Below are 22682 nucleotides of genomic sequence, written 5' to 3' on the forward strand. Positions count from 1 at the left end.
ATCGCGCGGGCACTCGTCCCGTCGCCGGTCGGCGAACCGCGTCGGCGCCCTCCTCCGCCGTGCGAGGCGCCGGCCGGACACCACGGGCCACGAACGAGGATGTCGCGACGGGCCCCGGCCGCGGCGCGCCGGAGTCACTCGATCTGGATGGCGACCACGCAGGTGTCGTCGTTGGGGTTGGGGGCGCCGAAGGCCTCCAGGACGTGGTCCAGCACGCCCTCCGGGTCGCGGGAGCCGGTGGTGGACGCCGCGTGGACCAGCAGATCCAGGCCCTCCTGTAGGCAGCGCTCCCGGCGTTCGATGAGGCCGTCGGTGTAGAGCAGCAGCAGGTCGCCCGGCTCCAGCGAGGTCGTCTCCACCGCGAACTCCGGCTCGTGCATCGCGCCGAGCAGGATGCCCTCCGGCGGGTCGAGCGTGACGGCCTTGCCCTCGCGGATCAGCACGGGTGGCAGGTGACCCGCCTGGGCCCAGGTGAGCGTGCGCTCGTCCGGGTCGTACCGGCCCGCCAGCACGGTGGCGGTCAGGGACGTCGGCCAGTGCAGCGTCAGCCGGTTGAGCCAGCCCAGCAGCCGGTCCGGCGGCGCGCCGGAGAACGCCAGCCCGCTCAGGCCGTTGCGCAGCCGGGCCATCGCCGCGGCGGCGTTCAGGCCGTGCCCGGACACGTCGCCGATGGCGAGGAAGACTCCCTCGCCGTCGATGGCGGTCGTCTCGTACCAGTCGCCGCCGACCCGCGCCGAGTGACCCGCCGGCAGATAACGCACGGCCGCGCGCAGCCCCGGCTTTTCGACGATGCCCTCGGGCAGGGGGAGGATCGACCGCTGCATCTCGATCGCCTGGTGACGCTCGGCGGCGATGAGACGGCGCTCCAGCTGTACGCGGGAGGCCTTGAGCGCCCGCTCGCCGAGGCGCCAGCGGGTGACGTCCTGGCAGACGCACCGCACGGCGGCGGGCGTGCCGTAGGCGTCCAGCACCGGCTCGCCCATGAACCGTACGTCGCGGGTCTCCTCTCCGCGCAGAACACGGATCTCGTTGTCGACCTTCTCGGTGCCGTCGAGCAGCGTGCGGACCAGGTGGACGACCAGCGGCACGTCGGCGGGAACGACCCGCTCGGCCAGGCGTTCGAGAGGCAGCGGGCCCTCGGCCGGATCGCGTCCGAAGATGCGGTAGAGCCGGTCGGACCAGTGGATCCGGCCGCCGGTCAGGTCCCACAGCCCCCAGCCGAGGTTGCCGATGCGCTGGGTCTGCTCATGCTGCGCCGCCGGGTCGTCGGCGGCCGGCGGCGCGGGGCCGGGCGACGGCGTCACCCGTGGCCGCGCGCGGGCGTGCAGGCGGGCGGCGACGTCGGTGTCCGGCACGCCGGGGGACAGGACGGACAGGACGCCGGGAGAGGGGGCGTCCTCACCGCCGGGCTCGGGGGTCAGCAGTAAGCGCGCGGCGACCTCGGGGGAGACCCCGCTGTCGCGCGCGATCTCCAGAAGATGGGTGTGGGCGGCGGCGACGCCGCAGCCGAACCGCTCGGCGAGCAGGCCCTTCGCCTGTTCGAGAATGGCCGTGCGGCGGGCGACGGCGTGCGTCTGCTCAAGCTCTGCCCGGAGCCGGTCGACGGTGTCCGCCAAGCTGGCGGCACGCTCGACCCCGGAGCCGTCGTGGTCGTGAGGGATGCCCATGTGACCGCTTTCGAGGTGATCGTCTGCACCCGGACGGACACTCACAGTAGTGGCTCCGGGGCGGCGGAAGGGGGACCGAACCTGGTTTCCGGGGGTCGTGGCGGATACGAAGCAGCATCTGGCGGACGCGCTCACCTCGGGTGAGCCGTAGACCATATCCTAGCGATTCACACCCTCCGCGATGAAGCGATCGCGAACAGCGATCATTCGTGACCGCCTCCTGCGTCCGAGGTCACCGGCATCGGCGATTCCCCCGCCTCGCGCCGGAGCGGTCGGCGTCCGCCGGGACGGGTAGATTTCCGGCAGGCCCGCAACAAGGAGAGGTGGCACGTTGACCAGTGCTGAATCAGCTTTCGAGCCCGAGCGTCTGACACGGGCGCGGCAGGCGGTCGCCGAGTCGGACCTGGGCGCGGTGTTCCTGACGCCAGGGCCCGACCTGCGTTACGTCACCGGCTACGACGCCATCCAGCTCGAACGCCTGACGTGTCTCGTCATGCCGGCCGCCGGCGACCCGTTCCTGGTCGTGCCCCGGCTGGAGCTGCCGGCGGCGCAGGCGTCGCCGGCCGGGGAGCTCGGCCTGGAGATGGTTCCCTGGGACGAGACCGACGACCCGTTCGCGCTCGTGGCCTCCCGGCTGCCCCGTGACGTGTCACGCGTCGGCGTCGCCGATCGCATGTGGGCGGTCATGGCGCTGCGGTTCCGCGCCGCGCTGCCGGGCGCCGAGCAGATCCCCGCGGGCACGGTCCTGCGCGAGCTGCGGATGCGCAAGAGCCAGGCCGAGGTCGAGGCGCTGCGCGAGGCGGGAGCGGCGATCGACCGCGTGCACCGGCTCGTGCCGGGCCTGCTCAAGGCGGGCCGCACCGAACGCGAGGTCGGCCGCGACATCGCCGAGGCGATCGTCGCCGAGGGGCACGCGGTCACCGACTTCGTCATCGTCGGCTCCGGACCCAACGGCGCCAGCCCGCACCACGAGCTGTCCGACCGCGTGATCCAGCCGGGCGACCCGGTGGTGGTCGACATCGGCGGCACCATGCCGAGCGGCTACTGCTCGGACTCCACGCGCACGTACGCGGTCGGTGAGGCGCCCGCGGACTTCCGCGCCTACTACGCCGTGCTCCAGGAGGCACAGGCCGCCGCCCGCGCCGCCGTGCGCCCCGGCGTCACTCCGCAGGCCGTCGACGCCGCCGCCCGCGACATCATCGCCGCGGCCGGCTACGGCGAGCTCTTCATCCACCGCACGGGCCACGGCATCGGCCTGGAGACCCACGAGGATCCCTACATCGTCGCGGGCAACACCGAGCCGCTCGACGTGGGCATGGCCTTCTCCATCGAGCCGGGCATCTACCCCGGCCCGCACGGCGCGCGCATCGAGGACATCGTCGTGTGCACCGCCGACGGCCACGAGAGCGTCAACGGCGTGACGCGCGACCTGGTCATCGTCGACGCCTGACGGGACGCCGTGCGGCGCCCCGGCGGCGCCGCACGGCCCCGCCGCCGGCCGGACCGGTCCGCCGTCTCCGCCGCGCGGCGCTCCGGCTCGGAGCACGCTCGCGGCGGCCGGCGCGGGCGGCGGCGAAACCGGTTAGTCGGACGTCCTAGTATTTTCCTGAGTTCCTCTTCAGCGTCGAGGAGGGACGGGGAGGCGGATGGACGATGAGCCCTGCGGAGACCAGCGTCGAACGCGACCTGCCGACGCCGGAGGCCCATGATCTTCTCGACCTGACCCGCGACCTGGTCGCGGCCGAGCTCGCGCCGCGCGCCGCCGCCGAAGAGGAGGCCGGGCGGTTCCCCCGCGAGGTCTTCCGCACGCTGGGCCGCGCCGGGCTGCTCGGCCTGCCCTACCCGGAGGAGTACGGCGGCGGCGGGCAGCCGTACGCGGTGTATCTGCAGGTCATCGAGGAGCTGGCGGCCGGCTGGCTCGCCGTCGGCCTGGGCGTGAGCGTGCACACGCTCGCCTGCTTCCCGGTCGCGCGGTACGGCACGGCCGCCCAGCGCGAGCGGTGGCTGCCGGACATGCTGGGCGGTGAGACGCTCGGCGCGTACTGCCTGTCCGAACCCCACTCCGGGTCGGACGCCGCGGCGCTGACCACCCGGGCCGAGCGTGACGGCGACGTCTACCGGCTGCAGGGCACCAAGGCGTGGATCACCCACGGCGGCCGTGCCGACTTCTACACCGTCTTCGCCCGCACCGGGCCCGACAAGAGCCGCGGGGTGTCCTGCCTGCAGGTCGGCGCGGCCGGCGAGGGCATCTCCGCGGCACCGCCGGAGAGGAAGATGGGCCTGCGCTCCTCTCCCACCGCGCAGGTGAGCTTCGACGACGTGCGGGTGCCCGCCGACGACCTGGTCGGCGGGGAGGGCCAGGGGTTCCCGATCGCGCTGTCCGCGCTCGACGGCGGCCGCCTGGGCATCGCGGCGTGCGCCGTGGGGGTCGCCCGCGCGGCCCTCGACGCGGCCGTCGCGTACGCGCGCGAACGCCGCCAGTTCGGCCGGCCCATCGGGGAGTTCCAGGGGCTGAGGTTCCTGCTCGCCGACATGGCGACGGGCGTGGAGGCGGCCCGGTCGCTGTACCTGAGCGCCGCCCGCCGCCGTGACGCCGGGCTGGAGTACGGCACGCAGGCGGCGATGGCCAAACTGTTCGCGACCGACACGGCGATGCGCGTGACCACCGACGCGGTCCAGGTGCTCGGCGGCTATGGATACGTCAGTGACTTTCCGGTCGAGCGCTATATGCGCGAGGCGAAGGTCCTGCAGATCGTCGAGGGAACCAATCAGGTTCAGCGCGTCGTCATCGGCCGCGCCTTGACCCACCCAAGATAACGATCTCTTTACGAAGCGCGTTCTCCGACCGGATATCTTGCGGCCTCCGTAAAAGGGGGAGTAGGACACTGGCACGCGTTCTTTTGCGTCCCGGGATATTGGTTGAGGAGGCGCGGTGGCACAGGTCGTCCTGGCCGGGGTCGGCAAGGTATATCCGGACGGCACTCGTGCCGTCGACGATCTGAATCTGAACATCGCGGACGGTGAGTTTCTCGTTCTCGTGGGACCGTCCGGCTGCGGCAAGACGACGGCGCTGCGAATGGTCGCCGGCCTGGAGGAGATCTCCGAGGGCACGGTGAGCGTCGGCGGCCGGGTGGTCAACCGGGTGCCCTCGCGCGACCGTGACGTCGCCATGGTCTTCCAGAGCTACGCCCTGTACCCGCACCTTTCGGTCCGGCAGAACATCGGGTTCGGGCTCACGCTGCGCAAGGTGCCCAAGGCGGAGATCCGCAAGCGGGTCGAGGAGGCCGCCCGCACGCTGGGGCTGGAGGACTACCTCGACCGCCGGCCGCGGAACCTGTCCGGCGGTCAGCGGCAGCGGGTCGCCATGGGCCGGGCGATCGTCCGCGAGCCGCAGGCGTTCCTGATGGACGAGCCGCTGTCCAACCTCGACGCCAAGCTGCGCGTGCAGATGCGCGCCGAGATCGCCCGCATCCAGCGCGACCTGGGCGTCACCACGATCTACGTCACCCACGACCAGACCGAGGCGATGACCCTCGGCGACCGGGTCGCGGTGATGAAGAAGGGCGAGCTGCAGCAGGTCGCGCCGCCCCAGGAGCTGTACGACCGGCCGGCGAACCTGTTCGTCGCCGGCTTCATCGGCTCGCCGGCGATGAACCTCCTGCAGGGAGAGCTGACCGGTACCGCGGCCGACCTGCGGCTGAAGATCGGCGGGCAGGAGCTCCGCGTCGGCCCCGAGGTCCTGGAGCGCAGGCCCGCGCTGCGCGACTACATCGGCCGTTCCCTCGTCGTCGGCATCCGGCCCGAGGACATGGAGGACGCCCGCCTCAGCGAGGCGACCGACGGCAACCGGCTCACCTCGACCGCCGAGCTGGTCGAGGCGATGGGCTCCGACGTGCTCGTGCACTTCGGGCTGGAGACCTCCACGGTCGTGACCGAGGACACCAAGGAGCTCGCCCGCGACGCCGGCACCGACGTGCTCGGCACGCTGGAGACGCCGCACACCGTCGTGGTGGCGCGCTTCAGCCCCCGCACGCAGGTCACGGTCGACGACGCCGTCGAGGTGCGCGTCGACACCGCCCGGCTGCACTTCTTCGACCTGGAGACGAGCGCGGCGATCTGGGGCGACGAGGCCGCCGGCGGCACCGGACCCGAAGCGCCGGCCGCGGAGGAGCCCACCGTGGAGGAGGCCGCCGCGGACGCGCCCGCACCGGCCGGTGACGCGACCGGCGATGACCCCGACGACGACGCCAGGAAGGAAGACCGATGAGGATCAGCACGCGATGGACGGCCGCGGTGGCCGCGGCCGGGCTGCTGGCGTCGGCCGCGGCCTGCGGTGGCGACGACAAGCCTTCCGACTCGTCCAGCTCCGGTGCCGGGGGTCAGGAGCTGAAGGGCGTGACGATCGAGGTCGCGGCGAAGTGGACGGGGGTGGAGCAGCAGAACTTCGAGAAGGTGTTGTCGGCCTTTGAGAAGAAGACCGGTGCGAAGGTGAATTACGCTTCGACCGGTGAGAATGAGGATGCGTATCTTGGGCCGCGTCTGCAGGCTCATCAGCCGCCGGATGTTGCGATTCTTCCGCAGCCTGGTCTGGTGGCGCAGTACGCGAAGAAGAATGATCTGAAGCCGTTGTCGCCGGATGTGACGGCGGTGATCGATGCGAATTACACGCCGTACTGGAAGCAGCTGGGGTCGGTGGATGGCAAGGCCTACGGTGTGCTGGTGAAGGCGGCGTACAAGTCGATCATCTGGTATCGGTCGAAGGCGTTCGAGGACGCGGGGGTGCAGCCGCCGGCGGACTGGGCGTCGTTCACCAAGGCGGCGCAGACGCTGTCGGACGCGGGTTCGACGCCGTTCGAGCTGGCGGCGGGTGCGGCCGATTCGTGGACGTTGACGGACTGGTTCGAGAACGTGTACCTGTCCCAGGCGGGTCCGGACATGTACGACAAGCTGACCAAGCACGAGATCAAGTGGACCGACCCGTCGGTGACCAAGGCGTTGCAGACGCTGGTGCAGGTCTGGGGCAAGTCCGACATGATCGCCGGTGGTACGGCGGGGGCGTTGCAGCAGAAGTTCGACGCTTCGGTGACGGACACGTTCGGCAAGAACAAGTCCGCGATGGTGTACGGCGGTGACTTCGCCGCGGCGAACGTGAGCACCACCTCGGCGAAGATCGGGACGGACGCGAAGGTGTTCGCGTTCCCCAAGGCCGGGGACACCACTCCGGCGGTGCTGGGTGGTGACACCGCGGTGGCGATGAAGGACTCCAAGGGCGCGATGGCGCTGATCAAGTTCCTCGCCTCGCCGGAGGCGGGCACGGTGTGGGCCAAGGGCGGCGGCTACATCTCCCCGAGCAAGAACGTCAAGCCGGACGCCTACCCGGACGCGCTGACCAAGCAGCTGGTGTCGCAGCTGCAGGCGGCCGGGGACTCGGCTCGCTATGACATGTCCGACCAGACCCCGGCGGCGTTCGGTGCGACTCCGGGTCAGGGTGAGTGGGAGGACCTGCGTGCGCTGGTGAAGAACCCGGGCGACATCAAGGGCGTGCAGGCCAAGCTGGAAGCCGACGCGGCCAAGGCCTACAAGTAAGGGCGCGAGGCATGACGGTCGCACGTGAGGAGACGGCCTCGCCGCGGGACGGCGGCGAGGCCGGGACCCCGGGGTCGGGCCGGCTCGGCCCGCCGTCCTGGCTGGCGCTCGGCTTCCTGCTCCCGGCGTTACTGCTGCTGGGTGCGCTGGTGGCGTATCCGATCATCTACACCGCGATCCGTAGCTTCTTCGACGCCACGGGTAAGAAGATGGTGGGGCTGGACAACTACACCGCCATCTTCACCGATCACGACAGCCTGCTCGCGGTGCGGAACACCGCGATCTGGGTCGTGATCGCCCCGACCGTGGTGATGATTCTGGGCCTGTTGTTCGCCGTTCTGACCGAGCGGATCCGCTGGTCGACGGCGTTCAAGATGGTGGTGTTCATGCCGATGGCCGTCTCGTTCCTGGCCTCGGGTGTGATCTTCCGCCTGGTGTACGAGCAGGACCCCTCGATGGGCGTCGCCAATGCGGTGATCACGTCGATCCACGACACGTTCGCGGGCGGTTCCCGGTATCCGGGCGCGACGGTCCGGCAGAACGACAGGAGCCCGGACGTCGCCCAGGCGGGTGCGGTCACGACCCGCACCCCGGTGCAGGCCGGGCAGACCACGCTGCTGCCGCTGGTGGGCGTCAAGCCGGAGAACCTGCCCAAGAAGATCACCCCGGCCAAGGCCCCCGCGCCGGTGCCGGGCAAGGTGTCGGGGCTGGTGTGGTTCGACTTCACCAAGGGCGGCGGTGGCACGCTCAACGCCCCCGATCCCACCGAGGCGGGCCTGGCGGGGATGAAGGTCCAGGCGGTCTCGGGCACCAAGGTCCTCGCCTCCACGACGACGGACGAGGACGGCTCCTTCGTCTTCACGAAGACTCTTCCGGCCGGGGCGACGCTGAAGCTGCCGAAGAGCAACTTCACGGCGGCGTATGCGGGGGTGGACTGGCTGGGGTCGGCGTTGATCACTCCGGCGATCATCGCGGCGTTCCTGTGGGTGTGGGCCGGGTTCGCGATGGTGTTGATCGCGGCGGGTCTGGCGGCGATCCCGCGGGACGCGCTGGAGGCGGCGCGGGTGGACGGTGCGACCGAGTGGCAGGTGTTCCGGCGGGTGACCGTCCCGTTGCTGGCGCCGGTGCTGACGGTCGTGTTCGTGACGATGTTGATCAATGCGCTGAAGGTGTTCGACCTGGTGTTCATCATCGGCGGCGGTGATCCGAACGCGTCGGTGCTCGCGGTGCGGATGTGGACCGAGTCCTTCGGCGGGGGCAACGACCAGGGGGCCGGGTCGGCGGTCGCGATCTTGTTGTTCTTGCTGGTCGTGCCCGCGATGTTGTTCAACCTGCGACGCTTTAGAGCGGAGAAGCGATGACCATCGACGCTGTCGACGCGCGGGCCCGCGCGAAGGGCGGAGCGCACGAGCGGTACTCCGGTGCGCCGCGCCGGGGCCTGGCATCGCGCATCGTCTCCAAGGTGGGGGGTGGTGTGGTCCAGGTCGTGCTGATCCTGCTCGCGGTGATCTGGCTGGTCCCCACGCTGGGGTTGTTCGTCGCCTCGCTGCGTTCGCAGCAGGATGACAACTCCTCGGGCTGGTGGCATGTGTTCACCGCGCCGTCGCAGCTGACCTTCAAGGCCTACTCCGATCTGCTGGCCAAGCCGGATTTCGTGGACTCGTTCTGGAACACGGTGCTGATCGCGGTGCCGGCCACGCTGCTGGTGGTGGCCATCGCGTCGCTGGCGGCGTACGCGTTCGCGTGGCTGGAGTTCCCCGGCCGGGACTGGTTGTTCCTGATCGTGGTGGCGTTGCTGGTCGTGCCGGTTCAGGTCGGGTTGATCCCGGTCGCGAAGCTGTACGGGTGGCTGGGGGTCTTCGGGTCGATCCCTTCTGTGGTGGCCTTCCACGTGGCGTTCGGGTTGCCGTTCGCGATCTTCTTGTTGCGGAACTTCTTCGCCGGGATCCCGCGTGACCTGCTGGAGGCGGCCCGGATGGACGGCGGTAAGGAATGGACGATCTTCATCAAGGTGATCTTCCCGCTCGGTGGGCCCGCGATCGCCTCGCTGGGGATCTTCCAGTTCCTGTGGGTGTGGAACGACATGCTGGTGTCGCTGGTGTTCGCCAACACCGGTTCTCAGCCGATGACCAAGTGGCTGCAGTCGCAGATGCGGCAGTTCACCGGCAACATCGACATCCTCGCCCCCGGCGCGTTCTTGTCGCTGATCGTTCCGCTGGTCGTGTTCTTCGCCTTCCAGCGCTACTTCGTCCAGGGCGTCCTCGCCGGCTCCGTCAAATAGCCCGGCCGTCCATAACCGGGCAACGCCGGAATGCCGGTGTTCCGGTTCCCCGCCGGGCGTCACGGTAGGTTCTAGGCGTGGAGGACATCGACCGGCAGATCGTCTCCCTGCTCGCGGGCGACGGTCGCATGAGTTTCACCGACCTGGCGCGCGAGACCGGCCTGTCCGTGTCCGCGGTCCATCAGCGGGTGCGCCGCCTGCAGAAACGCGGCGTGATCAAGGGCTACTCCGCCGTCCTCGACCACGAGGCCGTCGGCCTGCCGCTCACCGCGTTCATCTCGATCAAGCCGATCGACCCGGCGGCGCCCGACGACGCCCCGGAGAAGCTCGCCCACCTCGACGAGATCGAGGCCTGCCACTCGGTCGCCGGTGAGGAGAGCTACATCCTGAAGGTCCGGGTCACCTCGCCGGGAGCGCTGGAGGAGCTCCTGCAGCAGATCCGGGCCGCCGCGAACGTCTCCACCCGGACGACGGTCGTGCTGAGCACCCCGTACGAAGGCCGCCCGCCCCGCCTTTGAACGGGCCGGCCTGGCCGTGCGCCGGTCCGCCTATGTGAAGAATCCCACGTGATGACACGGACTCGCCGCATGCCTTCTGTGCCGGTGCGATGCGCAGGGCATACGGACTCCGGCCGCTCGTAGTCGTCGCCTTCGGGCCCCGTGGTCGCGAAGGTATACCGCATGTCTTCGCGGATGCGCCGGGGCGCGGCCTCGGGTTCAGGGGATTGGCTGCTGATGTTCCTGCGGGCGAGGGACTCCCCACCCGGCCGCCGGTTCGGGACGGCGACCGGTCCGGGGGAGTGGCTTCTGGTCTTCCTCGAGGCCGCCCGCCCGCCGGACCGGTTCGTCGCCGCGGGTCTGGAACCGGTACGGGCCAAGGGGGCGTGATGGTCGCCAGAATGCTGTTCGCCGCGCTGCTCGGCGCACTCATCGGGGGTGCCGAGCTGGTCGGCAGATATCAGGACAAACCGGCTGCGGCGGTGTTCTCGCCGTCCGGCCTGCTCTACATCGCGGTCAACGCCTCGGCCTCCACCGCGGCGCTGATCACCGCCGAGGCGATGGGCTGGGGCTTCGCGCTGCCGGCCGGCGCGCCGGCGATCGGCGCCGCGGTCGCCCAGGTCATGGCCGCCGCGGTGGGCTCCGCGGCGATCTTCCGCTCGTCGTTCATGATCGCTCAGGACAAGGGCGTCAGCATCGGCCCGATCCTCCTGCTGTCCGGGCTGCTCAAGATCGTCGACGCCGCGATGGACCGCAAGCGCGCGCTCAGCCGGCTGTCCACCAACGACCTGGCCGGGCTCTCGTTCGCCGGCGACCACGCCGCGCTGGCCGAGCTCTGCAGCCACGCCATCCGGCGCTACGAACTGGCGGAGGCGCAGCGTCTCGGTGAGCTGGCGGCCGACCTGCGGGCGCGCGACGACCTCACCGACGCCGACAAGCTCGACTGCTTCGGGCTGGAGCTGAGCCGGCTGGTGGGGGAGCGGGCGCTGCGCAAGGCCGCCGAACGCCTGCGCGATCGGCCGGAGCTGGCGGAGGCGCCCGCGCCCGCCGCGGTCGTCGAAGAGGTGGTGACGGCCGCCGCCACGAGCGGCGAGGAGGAGAGCGAGTTCGCCTCACGGCTGGGTGGGAGCAGACGGCTGGCGCGACGTTCGGAATACTGAGTGCCACGTCGCGACCGCCGCGGCGGCGTGGAGGGAGGCGGCTCATGGTACGACCGGGAAAGATGGGGGAGATCGCCCAGTCGGTCAAGCCCCGGCTGCGCGGCTGGCTGCACGCCGGCACGTTCCCGGCCGTCCTCGTCGCCGGCCTGGTCCTGGTCGCCCTCGGCCCGACGCTGTCCGCACGGCTCGCCGCCGCCGTGTACGCGCTGACCTCGGCCCTGCTGTTCGGCGTCTCCGCGCTCTACCATCGGGGACACTGGTCCGAGCGGGCCGAGGCGGTGCTCCGCCGGTTCGATCACGCCAACATCTATCTGATCATCGCGGGCACCTACACGCCGTTCGCGCTGCTGGCCCTGCACGGCACCGCCCGTACGGTCGTGCTCGCGGTGATCTGGACCGGCGCCGCGGCGGGCGTGCTGTTCCGCATCGTGTGGGTGGGCGCGCCGCGCTGGCTCTACACCGCGCTCTACGTCGGGCTCGGCTGGGTGGCGGCGGCGTTCATGCCGCAGCTGCTGGACGGGGCCGGGGTGACCGCGCTCGTGCTCGTGTGCGCGGGCGGCCTGCTCTACAGCGCCGGCGGGCTGGTGTACGGGCTGCGCCGCCCGGACCCCTCGCCGCGCTGGTTCGGCTTCCACGAGGTGTTCCACGCCTTCACCGTCGCGGCCTACGTCGCCCAGTACATCGCCGTGTCCTTCGTCGTCTACCGGGCCGTGTGAGCTCACTCGCCAGGCGAGGCGCCGGGTGCCCCGGACGTCGCGTTCACCGGGGGCGTCCTGGCCGCCATCGGGCAGGCCGTCCCGGCCGGCGCGACCGACGGTGACCGCCGTTCCGCCGCCCGGATGGCCCACCTGGACGGCGAGCACTGGGCCGGGCGCAATATCGTTTTCGGCATGAGCACACATTTTGACGTCGTCGTCCTCGGCGCGGGGCCGGGCGGGTACGTGGCCGCGATCCGGTCCGCCCAGCTCGGCCTGAAGACCGCGATCATCGAGGAGCGCTACTGGGGAGGGGTCTGCCTCAACGTCGGCTGCATTCCCTCCAAGGCCCTGCTGCGCAACGCCGAACTGGCGCACATCTTCACGCGTGAGGCGAAGACCTTCGGCATCCAGGTCGACGGGGAGGTGCGGTTCGACTACGGCGAGGCGTTCAAGCGCAGCCGTACGGTCGCCGACGGGCGCGTCAAGGGCGTGCACTACCTCATGAAGAAGAACGGCATCACCGAGTACGAGGGCCGCGGTTCCTTCACCGACGCGAACACCATCGTCGTCAACGGTGAGGAGATCACGTTCGGCAACTGCATCATCGCCGCCGGCGCGAGCGCGCGGCTGCTGCCCGGCACGACGCTGTCCGAGCGCGTCGTCACCTTCGAGGAGCAGATCCTCAGCGACAGCCTCCCCGAGAGCATCGTGATCGCCGGCGCGGGCGCCATCGGAGTGGAGTTCGCGTACGTCCTGGCCAACTACGGCGTCAAGGTGACGATCGTGGAGTTCCTGGACCGGCTCGTCCCGCTGGAGGATGAGGAGGTCTCCAAGGAGCTGGCCAAGCGGTACCGCAAGCTCGGCATCGACGTGCTCACCTCCACCCGTGTGGAGGGCATCGACGAGACCGGGCCGAAGCTGCGCGTCACCGTCTCCAAGAACGGCGAACAGCAGGTGCTGGAGGCCGACAAGGTCCTGCAGGCGATCGGCTTCGCCCCCAACGTCGAGGGCTACGGCCTGGAGAACACCGGCGTGAAGCTGACCGAGCGCGGCGCGATCGACGTCGACGCCCGTTGCCGTACGAGCGTGGAGCACATCTACGCCATCGGCGACGTGACCGCCAAGCTGATGCTCGCGCACGCCGCCGAGGCGATGGGCATCGTCGCGGCCGAGACCATCGCCGGCGCGGAGACGATGGAGCTGGACTACGTCATGATCCCGCGCGCGACGTACTGCCAGCCGCAGATCGCCAGCTTCGGCTGGACCGAGGCGCAGGCGCGTGAGAAGGGCTTCGACGTCAAGGTCGCCAAGTTCCCCTTCACCGCGAACGGCAAGTCCCACGGCCTGGGCGACCCCGGCGGCTTCGTGAAGATCCTCAGCGACGGCAAGTACGGCGAACTGCTCGGCGCCCACCTCATCGGACCGGACGTCACCGAGTTGCTGCCCGAGCTGACCCTTGCCCAGCAGTGGGATCTGACCGTCCACGAGGCGGCCCGCAACGTCCACGCCCACCCCACCCTGGGCGAGGCCGTCAAGGAGGCCCTGCACGGCCTGGCCGGCCACATGATCAACTTCTAGCCGCCACGCGCGAGGGCCTGTCTCGAGACGGTGAGGCTCTGGGACAGGCCTTGAGGACGTCGTGCGCGGACGCCCTGGCTCGGAGCCGTCACCCCGGCCCGGCGCGCGACCACCCGGCGGTGGGCCGCCGGCCGGGGCGGCGCCGCCGCCGGCCGATCAGCCCATGAACTGGCTGAGGATGAGGGCGAGCAGGAACAGCAGGATCAGGGCGCCACCGCCGCCGATGCAGAGCGCGACGATGGCGCGGACGATCTTGGCGAGAATGTCACGCTCGGGTGGCTCCGGCTCCTGGCGGCGAGGCCGGGACGGGGTTCGGGCCGGGGTTTGGTGCATGATCTGCCTCATCCATCGGTGCCGGGCGCCGGCGAGAGTCGGTGTCCGTGGTGCGGGGAAGGCGACACGGGACGTCGCGGGGGCCGACGGACCTGAACTTTTACTTCACTGTAGAGGACGCGGGACGGTGATGATCGTCGAGGGTCCGGGTTCGGGCGGCGGCCCCGCGGCGGGCCGGGCCCCGCGGCCGGCGCCGCGCGGGTCGTCCACGGCGGCCTGGTCATGTCGCCATGCGCCGGCCGGCCACGGCACGCCAGCCGAACATCGCCAGTCCGAGAAAGACCAGCGTGACGAGGACGAAGGTGACGGCGATGCCCTGACCCGAGACGGCGCGCAGCGCCATGCCGGCGGCGACCGTCGCCACCCAGACACCGGCGCCGGTCGCCACGAGCGCCGCGGGACGCCGCCAGCCCCGGGTCACCAACCAGCCGATCAGCAGGCCGGCGAGGAACGGCCAGGCCGTCGTCGCCGCCCCGGCGAGCGTCTCGCCCTCACTGTGACTCGCCCGCCCGATCAGCACGAACGCCACGACACAGCAAAGGTCGAGGGCCGCCGCGGTCACCGTACGCATGGGTCAAGGGTAATGCGCGCGGAGGGCTCTCGTCCGGTCCACGGGCGGTCGCGCCGCATGCTCTCGGGTTCGTCGCGCGGGCGCCGCCTCACCCGCCGAGGTCAGGGGCCGGCGGGAGTCCGGGCGTAGAAGGCGAGAAGACGTTCGTGGGCCTGCGGTGACGCGCCGGCGTCATCCAGGCCGAGCAGGGCGGCGCCGAGCACCGGAGGGGCGTCGACGACGATGAGCTTGGCCTGCGGCGCGATGCGGGAGAAGCGCTCCTGGATCGCGGCCATGAGCAGCCCGTCGCGGGCGGCCAGCACCCCGCCGCCCAGGACGACCTCCACGGGGGAGTTCAGCAGGTGCAGCCGCCGCAGCACGACCGTCGCCAGGGCGCTCACCTCGTCGGCCTGGCGTTCGACCAGGCGTGCCGCGACATCGTCGCCGGACGCCGCGACCGTGAGCAGCACGGGGGCCAGCTCGCCGAGGCGCTCTTCGGGGATCTCCCCGAAGTGGATGCCCAGGCCGACCTCCAGCGCGCTGGCGGCACCGAAGTGCGCGGCGACCGCCTCGGCGAGCGCGGTCTTCGGGCCGCGGCCGTCCTCGGCGCGCACGCCGTGCCACAGCGCCTCCTCGCCGAGGTGGTGGCCGCCGCCCCAGTCGCCGGTCACCCGGCCGATCGAGGGGAACCGCGCGATCTGCCCGTCGGGGCCGACACCCGCGCAGTTGATGCCCGCGCCGCACACCACGGCCACGCCCCACCGGTCCGTGACGCCCGCGCGCAGCAGCGCGAAGGTGTCGTTGCCGACCCGGACGCTGCGGCCCCAGTTGCAGGCCGTGATGATCCGGTGGAACTCCTCTTCCTCCTCCGGCAGGTCGACGTTGGCCAGGTACGCCGAGACGTGGTCGGCGACCGGCCACGCCGTGGTCAGGCCGGCCGCCTCCAGCGCGCGTGTCACCGCGTCGGTCAGGTTCGCCACGGCCGTCTCGACGCCGTCCGCGACGGGCCGGAAGCCGCCGCCGCGCACGGCCGAGCGGACCTCGCCGTCGGTGGTGAGGACCACGACGTCGGTCTTGCTGTTCCCGCCGTCGATCGCGAGGATCACGTGCCCACCGCCCAGGGCAGGTACGGCGCGTTCGCGGCGACGAGCCGCTCGGCCAGGTCGGTGGCCGTGCTCACCTGCCCGATGAGCGGATGAGCGAGCAGGGCGTCCGTCACCCGGTCGACACCTCCTTTGAGCGCCGCCTCCAGGGCCAGCTCCTCGTACGCGGACACGTGGGCGATCAGCCCGGCGAGCATCGGCTCGACGGGGTCCACCGGCAGCGGGTCGGCGCCGGCCGCGGTGACGCGGGCCGGGACCTCGATCACCGCCTCGGGCGGCAGGAACGGCAGCCGGCCGCCGCCCCGCACGTTGACGACCTGGACGTCGCCGCGGTCGGCCGACAGGGACGCGAGGAGGTCGACCGCGGCCTCGGAGTAGAACGCGCCGCCGCGCCGCTCCAGCAGCTCCGGCCTGGTGTCCAGCGCCGGGTCGGCGTACATCCGCAGGAGGCGCTCCTCGATGGCGGCCACCTCCTCGGCGCGCGACGGCGCGGCGAGCTGCTGCGCCACCACCGCGTCGTGTTCGTAGAAATACCTCAGGTAGTAGGACGGTACGACACCGAGGCGCCGCAGGAGGGCCGAAGGCAGGCCGATGTCGGCCGCGAGCGGTCCGGCGTGCTCGGCGAGCAGCCGCGGCAGGACGTCCTCCCCGCCGAGATGGACGCTGCGTTCCCAGGTCAGGTGGTTGAGACCGACGTGGCCGAGCCGGATGTCGCCGGGCGGCACCCCGAGCATGCGGGCGAAGCGCCGCTGGAACCCGATCGCAACGTTGCACAGCCCGACGGCGCGGTGCCCGGCGTCCAGCAGCGCGCGGGTGACGATGCCGACCGGGTTGGTGAAGTCGACGATCCAGGCGTCCGGCGCAAGCCGGGAGACCTGCTCGGCGATGCGGAGGACCACCGGGACGGTGCGCAGCGCCTTGGCGAGCCCGCCGGCCCCGGTCGTCTCCTGGCCGACGCAGCCGCACGCGAGCGGAAGCGTCTCGTCCACGTGCCGGGCGGCCTGCCCGCCGACCCGCAGCTGCAGCAGGACCGCGCCGGCGCCGTCCACGCCCTCCTCGAGCGCGGTGGTCGTACGGACGACGCCCGGGTGGCCGTACCGCGCCAGGATCCGGCGCGAGACCGCCCCGACCGGCTCCAGGCGGCGCTCGTCGGGGTCGACGAGCGCCAGCTCGGACACCGGCAGCGTGTCGCGGAGCCGGGCGAGGCCGTCCACGAGCTCCGGCGTGTACGTCGACCCGCCGCCGACCACGCACAGCTTCATCCCTTCACCCCCGTCAAGGTCACTCCCTGGATGAACACCCGCTGCGCGAGGAAGAACACGACCATCACCGGGAGCACCGTCAGCAGGGTCGCGGCCATCGTCAGGTTCCACTCCACGTGGTGCGCCGCACGGAACGTCGACAGGCCGACCGCCAGCGTCCACGAGTCCGGCTTGGTGTAGATGAGCGGGCCGAAGTAGTCGTTCCAGGCGTAGAAGAACTGGAACAGCGCGACCGCGGCGATCGCCGGCCGGGCCATCGGCAGCACCACCCGCAGCATCGCGGCGAACTCGCCGCAGCCGTCGACCCGCGCGGCGTCGGCGTACTCCGCCGGGATGGTCACCAGGAACTGCCGGAGCAGGAAGATGGAGAACGCGTCGCCGAACAGCATCGGGATGATCAGCGGCCACAGCGTGCCGGTCAGATGGAACCGCGCCCACAGGATGTACATCGGCACGATCGTCACCTGCGGCGGCAGCATCATCGTGGTGATGACCAGGACGAACGCCAGCTTGCGCCCGCGGAAGCGGAACCGCGCCAGGGCGTAGGCGACCGGGATGCTGGAGACGAGCATGAACGCGGTGGCCAGCACCGCGTACACGAGCGTGTTGAACAGCCAGCGCAGCATCACGCCGTGGTCGGTGGTCAGCGCGGTGCCGATGTTGGACCAGTGCCAGCCGTGGGGCCACAGGCTGCCGGTGAGCGTCTCGTCGCCGCTCATGACGGCGGTGAGGAACATGAAGACCAGGGGCGCCAGGAACATGAGCGCCAGGGCGATCGCGATCGCGTGCGTCGCGACCCAGTACAGGATCCGGCGGTTACGGCCCTTGGACCGGGGTCGTGCCGGAGGGCGGACGGCGGTGGCGCGCCGCGTCGCGAGGGTGGTGCCGGTCATCGCGTCGTCATCCCTTCACTCCTCGTCGCCGAACGCGTGGAACTGCCGGAGCAGGATCAGCGTGAAGAACATGGCGACGACGAACAGCACGAGCGCCAGGACGCACGCGTAGCCCATGTTGAACTGCTGGAAGCCCTCGTTGTAGAGCGTCTGGGGGAAGGTCAGCGACGCGCCGTCGGGGTAGCCGGGCGCGGTGGTGGTGCCGGCCTGGTCGGCGTTGCCCTGGGAGGCGTTCGCGGCGACCATCGCCTGGGTGAAGTACTGCAACGTCTGGATGACCCCGGTGACCGCCGAGAACAACAGCACCGGGGAGATCGTCGGCAGCGTGATCCGGCGGAACCGCTGCCAGGCGTTCGCGCCGTCGATGGCCGCGGCCTCGTACAGCGACCTGGGCACGTCCAGCAGCGCCGCCAGCAAGATGATCATGACATCGCCGATGCTCCACAGGGCGAGCAGGGTCAGGCCCGGCTTGGTCCAGGCGGGGTCGTTGAACCAGTCCGGCAGGTGGATGCCGATCTTGGCGGCGATGTCGTTGAGCGGGCCGGTGCCGGGGTTGACCACGAACACGAACGCGACGGTGGCCGCGACCGGCGGGATCAGGAACGGCAGGTAGAAGATCGACCGCAGGATGTTCCCGCCCCGCTTGATCCTGGTGAGGAGCTGGGCGAGGGCGAGGCCGAACAGCACCCGCAGCGGCACCATGACCACGACGAGCCAGAGCGTGTTCTTGATGGCCCGCCAGGCGTACGGGTCCTTGAACAGGAACCGGTAGTTGGTCAGCCCGACCGGCGTGAGCTGGAACAGGTTGTAGCGGAAGAAGGAGAAGTAGACCGTGGCGGCGAGCGGGTAGGCGAAGAACAGCGAGAAGCCGACCAGCCACGGTGACAGGAACGCGAGGACCCGGAGGCGGTGACGGCGCCGCGCCCGCGACGCCGTCACCGGCCGGACCGGCACTGCGGCGGCCATCAGCCGCCGGCCAGCCGCAGCGCGTCGTCGACCTTCTTGTCCAGGCCCTGCAATCCCTGCTGGAGGTTCGCCACCTTGCCGGGCTCCCACTGGTCCTGCACGAAGCTCTGGAACTTCACCACGAAGTCGCCGCCGTTGATCGTGGAGGGGATCGTCGCGCTGTTGGGATTCTTGAAGACGTTGAGGAACGTCGTGAACTGGGGCGGGAGCCTGAGGTTCGGTGAGGCCAGCGCCGGGATGGTGCTCGGCACGTTGCCCAGCCCGTTGGCGAACGTCACCAGGGCGTCGGTGTCGGTGGTCAGGTACTTCACGAACTCCCAGGAGGCCTGGGCGTGCCTGGCGCCGCGCGGGACGCCGATGACGGTGCCGGTGATGAACCCGCCGCCGTAGGTGTTCGCGCGCGCGTCGTCGACGGGCGTGGGCGTGGTCTCGTACCGGAGTTTCGGCGCCTCCTCCTGAAGGAACTTGGTGCGCCACTCGCCGTCGACGGCCATCGCCACCCTGCCCTTCTCGAAGGGGTTGGAGGCCTCGAACTCCTGGCCCATCGAGTGGACGAACTTCTTGACGTTGTCATAGCCGTACCAGTCGAGCAGGCTCTTCTCCCACCGCAGGTACTCGGCGAACGCCGGGTCGGTGGCGAAGTTCGCCCGGCCCTGGTCGTTGAGCCAGGTCGCGCCGAAGGCCGTCGTGGCGATGTGCTCGGGCACGTGCTCGTAGTAGGTCACCGACGGCAGGAAGCCGGCCACCTTGATGCTGCCGTCGGGGTTCCGCACCGTCAGCTTCTTGGCCAGGGCGGTCAGCTGGCTGATCGTCTTGGGCGGCCGGTTGCCCTTCATCAGCGCCTTGTTGCTGTAGAGGGCGTAGTCGTCGGCCAGCAGCGGCAGCGTGCACCGGACGCCCTTGTACTGGGTGTAGTCCTGCACCGCCTTGGGGAACAGGTTCAGGTCGACCTCGTCCTTCTTCAGGTACGGCGTCAGGTCCTGCAACGCTCCGCTGGAGCAGAACTGCCCGACGTTGTTGGTCGTGAAGGAGGAGACCACGTCGGGCGGGTTGCCGCTGCGGATCGCGTTGAGGATCTTGGTGTCGTCCTGGCCCTTGACGAGCTTGACGGTGATGTTGGGGTGCAGCCGGTGGAAGCCGGCGATGGCGTCCTCGAAGGCCTTCACCTCATGGGGGGCGCTCCAGCCGTGCCAGACCTCGATCGTCTGCGGCGCGTCGGCCTTGGGGCCGCCGCCCGAGGGTGACTGGCCGCCCGCGGTGCAGGAGGTGGCGGCGACGGCGGTGATGATCGATGCGGTGATGAGCCGCCATGGTCGTGGGGACACTCCGGTCTCCTTCGGACGCCGGCCGCGCGCGGCCGGGGGGTTAACGGACGGTGCTGGAGAAGAGCTCCTCGCGTGTTTCCCCGAGTGCGAGGTGCAGCGCGCCGGCCAGGACGGGGTTACCGTCGACCGAGCTGAGCCGCAGCGGCGGATGCGGGATGGTCATGGTGTGCAGTTCGCGCTCCGCGAGGGTGCGGAGCGGCTCGCCGCCGGCGAGGGGCACGTCGCCGGCGAGCACGATGAGCTCGGGGTCGAGCACGCTGACGATCGCGGCCAGGCCGGTCGCCAGGCGGGTGGCCAGCTCCCGCAGGCCGGCCCGCGCCCGCTCGTCGCCGTCCTCGTACGCCGCGCGCGCCCGCCGTACGATCTGGTCGGCGCGCCCGCCGCGGAACCCGTGCTCGCGCAGCAGCCTGATCACCGCGGGCGCGCCGGCGACGGCCTGCAGACCACCGGTGTTGGTCCGGCCGGGTTCGCGGATGAGCGGCGCCGAGGCGACCGGCATGTAGCCGACCTCTCCGGCGCCTCCGGTGGCGCCGCGCACGAGTGTGCCACCGAGGACGATCGCCAGGCCGATGCCGGCGCTGACCCACAGCAGGACGAAGTCGCGCGGGGTGGTGGCCGGGCCGTGCGCGAGCTCGGCCATCGCCACCAGGTTGACGTCGTTCTCCACCGCGACCGGCACGCCGATCCCCGCGCGCAGCCGGCTGAGCAGGTCCGGGATGTGCCAGCCGGGCAGATGGGAGGCGTAACCGAGCCGCTCGGTCCGCGGGTCGACGGCGCCGGGCACCCCGATGACCACGCGGTCGACCCGGTCGAGCCCGGCGTCCGCCATGGCCCCCTCCACCGCGGTGCGCGCCCGCGCGATCGCGTCCCCGCCGGAGGGCCCCGGCGTCGGCAGCTCGAAGCGGCCGGTCACCGTGCCGGTCAGGTCGGCCACGCAGGCGCGGATCTGCGCGCGGCGCACCTCCAGTGCCGCGACGTGCGCCGCGGCGGCGTTGATGCGGTACAGCTCGGCGGTACGGCCGGGGCCGCCCTCGCGGATGCCGTCGGCCACGACCAGCCCGGCGTCGCGGAGCCGGGTGAGCAGCTGGGAGGCGGTCGGCTTGGACAGGCCGGTCAGTGCGCCGATCTCCGGGCGGGTGAGCGGACCCCGCTCGAGCAGCACCTCCAGCGCGGCACGGTCGTTGATGGCGCGCAGCAGGCTCGGGGTGCCCGGCGTGGAGGTGGACAAGGCGACTCCGGCGAACGGCGGCGGGGTGTTAGGAAACTTTCCTAACTTGCCGGTGAAGGTAAGTCCGCCCGAGCACGCCGTCAAGACGGCCGGAACGCAGTGTTACCAAGCCGAGACCGCGATCGGCCGGCGACCCGGGGCGGGTCCGCGCGCGGTGATGCGAGCCGGTGGATATGGGCCCGTGGGTATGAGCCGTTCGACCCGGAGGTGCCGGTGGCGGGGCAGGACAGGGCCGGGCTCGTGACCGGCCGGAGGAGGCATCCTGACGGTCATGCCCGAACCACCGCTGCTGCTCACGCTCGACCTCGCCGGTACTTTCGCGTTCGCTCTCAACGGTGCCATCACCGGCCTGCGCGCCACCCGCCTCGACATCGTCGGGGTCCTGACCCTCGGCATGATGACCGCCCTCGGCGGCGGCGTCGTGCGCGATGTTCTCATCGGCGCGTCGCCTCCGGCGACGTTCAGATACTGGCCCTACCTGGTGGTGGCCGCGGGCGGGGCGCTGGTCGCGTTCTTCCTCAGCCGGCCGCTGCGGAGATTCGCCCTGCACATCGAGTTGTTCGACGCCGCCGGGCTGAGCCTGTTCTGCGTGACCGGTGCGACCAAGTCCCTGCAGTACGGTCTCGCCGTGGCGCCGGCGGTCATCCTCGGAGCGGTCACCGGCGTCGGCGGCGGGACGATCCGCGACGTCCTCGTCCGTCGCGTCCCCACGGTCCTCACCAGTGGCCTGTACGCCATCCCGGCCCTGGCCGGCGCGGTCATCGCCGTGGCCGCCGTGCGCACCGGCGTCTACGGTCTTCCCGCCGCGCTCGGCGCCGCCCTCGCCTGCTTCCTGATCCGCGTCGCGGGCGTCCGCTACAACCTCAACGCCCCGGTCGCGCCCGAAGCGCGAGACAGGGGATGACCCCGCGGGGGCGCCGGCGCGCCACCCGTGCCGCGACGTCGGTGAGGGCCGGACGACCTGGGCGACGTCGAACGACGCCGGCACGGTGTCCTGCGCGAGAACCTTTCGTGGTCGCCGTACGGCGTGCAGGCCGGGTGCCGCGGGGGACTCGGGGGGACGTCCGTCAGCCGGTGGGTGTGCCGATCTGGTCGCGTTCGAGTACGGAGCGCAGCTTCGCGATGGCCTGGACGGCGGCCGATCCCGAGGCGCCGTCGAGCGTGCCTCCGATCAACTCGGCCACCGCATCGGTGAAGGTCTTCTCCGCCGCGTCGATCAGCCGCGAGCCGTCGTCGGTCAGGGCCAGCAGTGAGGACCGGCGATCGGATGGGTTCGGCTGCCGGGCGGCCCATCCCTGCCTTTCCAGGCGGTCGACGCTCTTGCTGGTCGCCCCGATGCCGATGGCGAACTCGGTGGCGAGGTCCGCCACGCGAGATCCGGGGTGGTCGCGCAGGTAGCGCAGGGCCTCGAACTGTGAGGTGACGATCCCGTGCCGCTCACGGAGACGGTCGTTGAGGGCGTTGTACAGACGCGTCTCGCACCGGACCAGATCGGCGAAGAAGGCCGGGAGGTCGACCGCGTCACCGTTCGATTTAGATGCCACGGCATATAGTG

Annotated in this window: 22 protein-coding genes; 12 read left to right on the forward strand and 10 right to left on the reverse strand. The window is 71.2% G+C overall.

The features are described 5' to 3' along the window. Positions 1-134 precede the first annotated feature (134 nt). Positions 135-1667 carry a SpoIIE family protein phosphatase gene (locus OG417_RS28530; RefSeq protein ID WP_329234779.1) on the reverse strand — a complete coding sequence of 511 codons (1533 nt, stop codon included), beginning with the start codon at positions 1665-1667 and terminating at the stop codon, positions 135-137. Between the two features lie 331 nt (positions 1668-1998). On the opposite strand from OG417_RS28530, the gene OG417_RS28535 reads away from it, so the two are divergent. The 11 genes from OG417_RS28535 to lpdA all read left to right on the forward strand — a co-directional run bounded on the left by OG417_RS28535 (position 1999) and on the right by lpdA (position 13467). Next, positions 1999-3117: a M24 family metallopeptidase gene (locus OG417_RS28535; protein ID WP_329234783.1), complete on the forward strand. Its 1119-nt coding sequence runs from the start codon at positions 1999-2001 to the stop codon at positions 3115-3117. A 203-nt stretch (positions 3118-3320) separates the two neighbouring features. Continuing rightward, positions 3321-4484: an acyl-CoA dehydrogenase family protein gene (locus OG417_RS28540; RefSeq protein WP_329234787.1), complete on the forward strand. Its 1164-nt coding sequence runs from the start codon at positions 3321-3323 to the stop codon at positions 4482-4484. A 115-nt stretch (positions 4485-4599) separates the two neighbouring features. Beyond that, a complete protein-coding gene (locus tag OG417_RS28545; protein WP_329234790.1) occupies positions 4600-5934 on the forward strand; it encodes an ABC transporter ATP-binding protein in 1335 nt (444 codons plus the stop codon). Then, positions 5931-7253 (forward strand): ABC transporter substrate-binding protein, encoded by a 1323-nt coding sequence (locus tag OG417_RS28550; protein WP_442875584.1) that lies wholly within the window; start codon positions 5931-5933, stop codon positions 7251-7253. The genes OG417_RS28545 and OG417_RS28550 overlap by 4 nt, the downstream gene beginning before the upstream one ends. 11 nt (positions 7254-7264) lie before the next feature. After that, complete coding sequence (locus OG417_RS28555) at positions 7265-8614, forward strand: ABC transporter permease (protein ID WP_329234795.1); 1350 nt, start codon at positions 7265-7267, stop codon at positions 8612-8614. After that, complete coding sequence (locus tag OG417_RS28560; protein ID WP_329234798.1) at positions 8611-9534, forward strand: carbohydrate ABC transporter permease; 924 nt, start codon at positions 8611-8613, stop codon at positions 9532-9534. Before OG417_RS28555 ends, OG417_RS28560 begins: the two co-directional genes overlap by 4 nt. A gap of 77 nt (positions 9535-9611) precedes the next feature. Continuing rightward, entirely contained in the window at positions 9612-10052 is a 441-nt protein-coding gene (locus tag OG417_RS28565) for an Lrp/AsnC family transcriptional regulator (RefSeq protein ID WP_329234801.1), read from the forward strand. A 162-nt stretch (positions 10053-10214) separates the two neighbouring features. After that, on the forward strand, positions 10215-10421 hold the full coding sequence (locus OG417_RS28570; protein ID WP_329234805.1) for a hypothetical protein: 207 nt from the start codon (positions 10215-10217) through the stop codon (positions 10419-10421). Then, positions 10421-11191 (forward strand): hypothetical protein, encoded by a 771-nt coding sequence (locus tag OG417_RS28575; protein WP_329234807.1) that lies wholly within the window; start codon positions 10421-10423, stop codon positions 11189-11191. The genes OG417_RS28570 and OG417_RS28575 overlap by 1 nt, the downstream gene beginning before the upstream one ends. A 44-nt stretch (positions 11192-11235) precedes the next feature. Beyond that, positions 11236-11907 carry a PAQR family membrane homeostasis protein TrhA gene (trhA, locus tag OG417_RS28580; protein ID WP_329234810.1) on the forward strand — a complete coding sequence of 224 codons (672 nt, stop codon included), beginning with the start codon at positions 11236-11238 and terminating at the stop codon, positions 11905-11907. Positions 11908-12081: 174 nt separating this feature from the next. After that, positions 12082-13467: a dihydrolipoyl dehydrogenase gene (lpdA, locus tag OG417_RS28585; RefSeq protein WP_329234814.1), complete on the forward strand. Its 1386-nt coding sequence runs from the start codon at positions 12082-12084 to the stop codon at positions 13465-13467. Between the two features lie 156 nt (positions 13468-13623). Here lpdA and OG417_RS28590 read toward each other — a convergent pair whose 3' ends face one another. From OG417_RS28590 to OG417_RS28625, 8 genes are all read right to left on the reverse strand, one after another. Next, positions 13624-13800, reverse strand: coding sequence for a hypothetical protein (locus tag OG417_RS28590; protein WP_329234817.1), 177 nt, complete (start codon positions 13798-13800; stop codon positions 13624-13626). Between the two features lie 220 nt (positions 13801-14020). Next, positions 14021-14371, reverse strand: coding sequence for a DUF3054 domain-containing protein (locus OG417_RS28595; RefSeq protein WP_329234821.1), 351 nt, complete (start codon positions 14369-14371; stop codon positions 14021-14023). Between the two features lie 101 nt (positions 14372-14472). Further along, positions 14473-15456 (reverse strand): N-acetylglucosamine kinase, encoded by a 984-nt coding sequence (locus OG417_RS28600; RefSeq protein ID WP_329234825.1) that lies wholly within the window; start codon positions 15454-15456, stop codon positions 14473-14475. Next, positions 15453-16715, reverse strand: coding sequence for a 6-phospho-beta-glucosidase (locus OG417_RS28605; protein WP_329234828.1), 1263 nt, complete (start codon positions 16713-16715; stop codon positions 15453-15455). The genes OG417_RS28600 and OG417_RS28605 overlap by 4 nt, the downstream gene beginning before the upstream one ends. Next, positions 16712-17608 (reverse strand): carbohydrate ABC transporter permease, encoded by an 897-nt coding sequence (locus tag OG417_RS28610; protein WP_329234830.1) that lies wholly within the window; start codon positions 17606-17608, stop codon positions 16712-16714. Before OG417_RS28610 ends, OG417_RS28605 begins: the two co-directional genes overlap by 4 nt. Positions 17609-17623: 15 nt before the next feature. Then, positions 17624-18574, reverse strand: coding sequence for a carbohydrate ABC transporter permease (locus OG417_RS28615; protein WP_329234833.1), 951 nt, complete (start codon positions 18572-18574; stop codon positions 17624-17626). Next, a complete protein-coding gene (locus tag OG417_RS28620; protein ID WP_329234836.1) occupies positions 18574-19899 on the reverse strand; it encodes an extracellular solute-binding protein in 1326 nt (441 codons plus the stop codon). The genes OG417_RS28615 and OG417_RS28620 overlap by 1 nt, the downstream gene beginning before the upstream one ends. A gap of 40 nt (positions 19900-19939) precedes the next feature. Continuing rightward, on the reverse strand, positions 19940-21127 hold the full coding sequence (locus OG417_RS28625; RefSeq protein WP_329234839.1) for an ROK family transcriptional regulator: 1188 nt from the start codon (positions 21125-21127) through the stop codon (positions 19940-19942). A gap of 271 nt (positions 21128-21398) precedes the next feature. Here OG417_RS28625 and OG417_RS28630 point away from each other — a divergent pair, with 271 nt between their 5' ends. Further along, positions 21399-22031 carry a trimeric intracellular cation channel family protein gene (locus tag OG417_RS28630; protein WP_329234842.1) on the forward strand — a complete coding sequence of 211 codons (633 nt, stop codon included), beginning with the start codon at positions 21399-21401 and terminating at the stop codon, positions 22029-22031. 163 nt (positions 22032-22194) lie between these two features. Here the strand turns inward: OG417_RS28630 and OG417_RS28635 are convergent, their stop codons facing one another. Further along, complete coding sequence (locus OG417_RS28635) at positions 22195-22671, reverse strand: MarR family winged helix-turn-helix transcriptional regulator (protein ID WP_329234845.1); 477 nt, start codon at positions 22669-22671, stop codon at positions 22195-22197. Positions 22672-22682 lie beyond the last annotated feature (11 nt).

Source organism: Actinoallomurus sp. NBC_01490 (assembly GCF_036227085.1).
Classification (GTDB): Bacteria; Actinomycetota; Actinomycetes; order Streptosporangiales; family Streptosporangiaceae; genus Actinoallomurus; species Actinoallomurus oryzae.

Excerpts from the sequence above, each read along its gene's own strand:
- OG417_RS28530 (WP_329234779.1), bottom strand. The coding sequence starts at position 1,667 with ATGGGCATCCCTCACGACCACGACGGCTCCGGGGTCGAGCGTGCCGCC.
- OG417_RS28540 (WP_329234787.1), top strand. The coding sequence starts at position 3,321 with ATGAGCCCTGCGGAGACCAGCGTCGAACGCGACCTGCCGACGCCGGAG.
- OG417_RS28550 (WP_442875584.1), top strand. The coding sequence starts at position 5,931 with ATGAGGATCAGCACGCGATGGACGGCCGCGGTGGCCGCGGCCGGGCTG.
- OG417_RS28555 (WP_329234795.1), top strand. The coding sequence starts at position 7,265 with ATGACGGTCGCACGTGAGGAGACGGCCTCGCCGCGGGACGGCGGCGAG.
- OG417_RS28560 (WP_329234798.1), top strand. The coding sequence starts at position 8,611 with ATGACCATCGACGCTGTCGACGCGCGGGCCCGCGCGAAGGGCGGAGCG.
- OG417_RS28570 (WP_329234805.1), top strand. The coding sequence starts at position 10,215 with ATGTCTTCGCGGATGCGCCGGGGCGCGGCCTCGGGTTCAGGGGATTGG.
- OG417_RS28575 (WP_329234807.1), top strand. The coding sequence starts at position 10,421 with ATGGTCGCCAGAATGCTGTTCGCCGCGCTGCTCGGCGCACTCATCGGG.
- trhA (WP_329234810.1), top strand. The coding sequence starts at position 11,236 with ATGGTACGACCGGGAAAGATGGGGGAGATCGCCCAGTCGGTCAAGCCC.
- lpdA (WP_329234814.1), top strand. The coding sequence starts at position 12,082 with ATGAGCACACATTTTGACGTCGTCGTCCTCGGCGCGGGGCCGGGCGGG.
- OG417_RS28590 (WP_329234817.1), bottom strand. The coding sequence starts at position 13,800 with ATGCACCAAACCCCGGCCCGAACCCCGTCCCGGCCTCGCCGCCAGGAG.
- OG417_RS28595 (WP_329234821.1), bottom strand. The coding sequence starts at position 14,371 with ATGCGTACGGTGACCGCGGCGGCCCTCGACCTTTGCTGTGTCGTGGCG.
- OG417_RS28605 (WP_329234828.1), bottom strand. The coding sequence starts at position 16,715 with ATGAAGCTGTGCGTGGTCGGCGGCGGGTCGACGTACACGCCGGAGCTC.
- OG417_RS28610 (WP_329234830.1), bottom strand. The coding sequence starts at position 17,608 with ATGACCGGCACCACCCTCGCGACGCGGCGCGCCACCGCCGTCCGCCCT.
- OG417_RS28615 (WP_329234833.1), bottom strand. The coding sequence starts at position 18,574 with ATGGCCGCCGCAGTGCCGGTCCGGCCGGTGACGGCGTCGCGGGCGCGG.
- OG417_RS28630 (WP_329234842.1), top strand. The coding sequence starts at position 21,399 with ATGCCCGAACCACCGCTGCTGCTCACGCTCGACCTCGCCGGTACTTTC.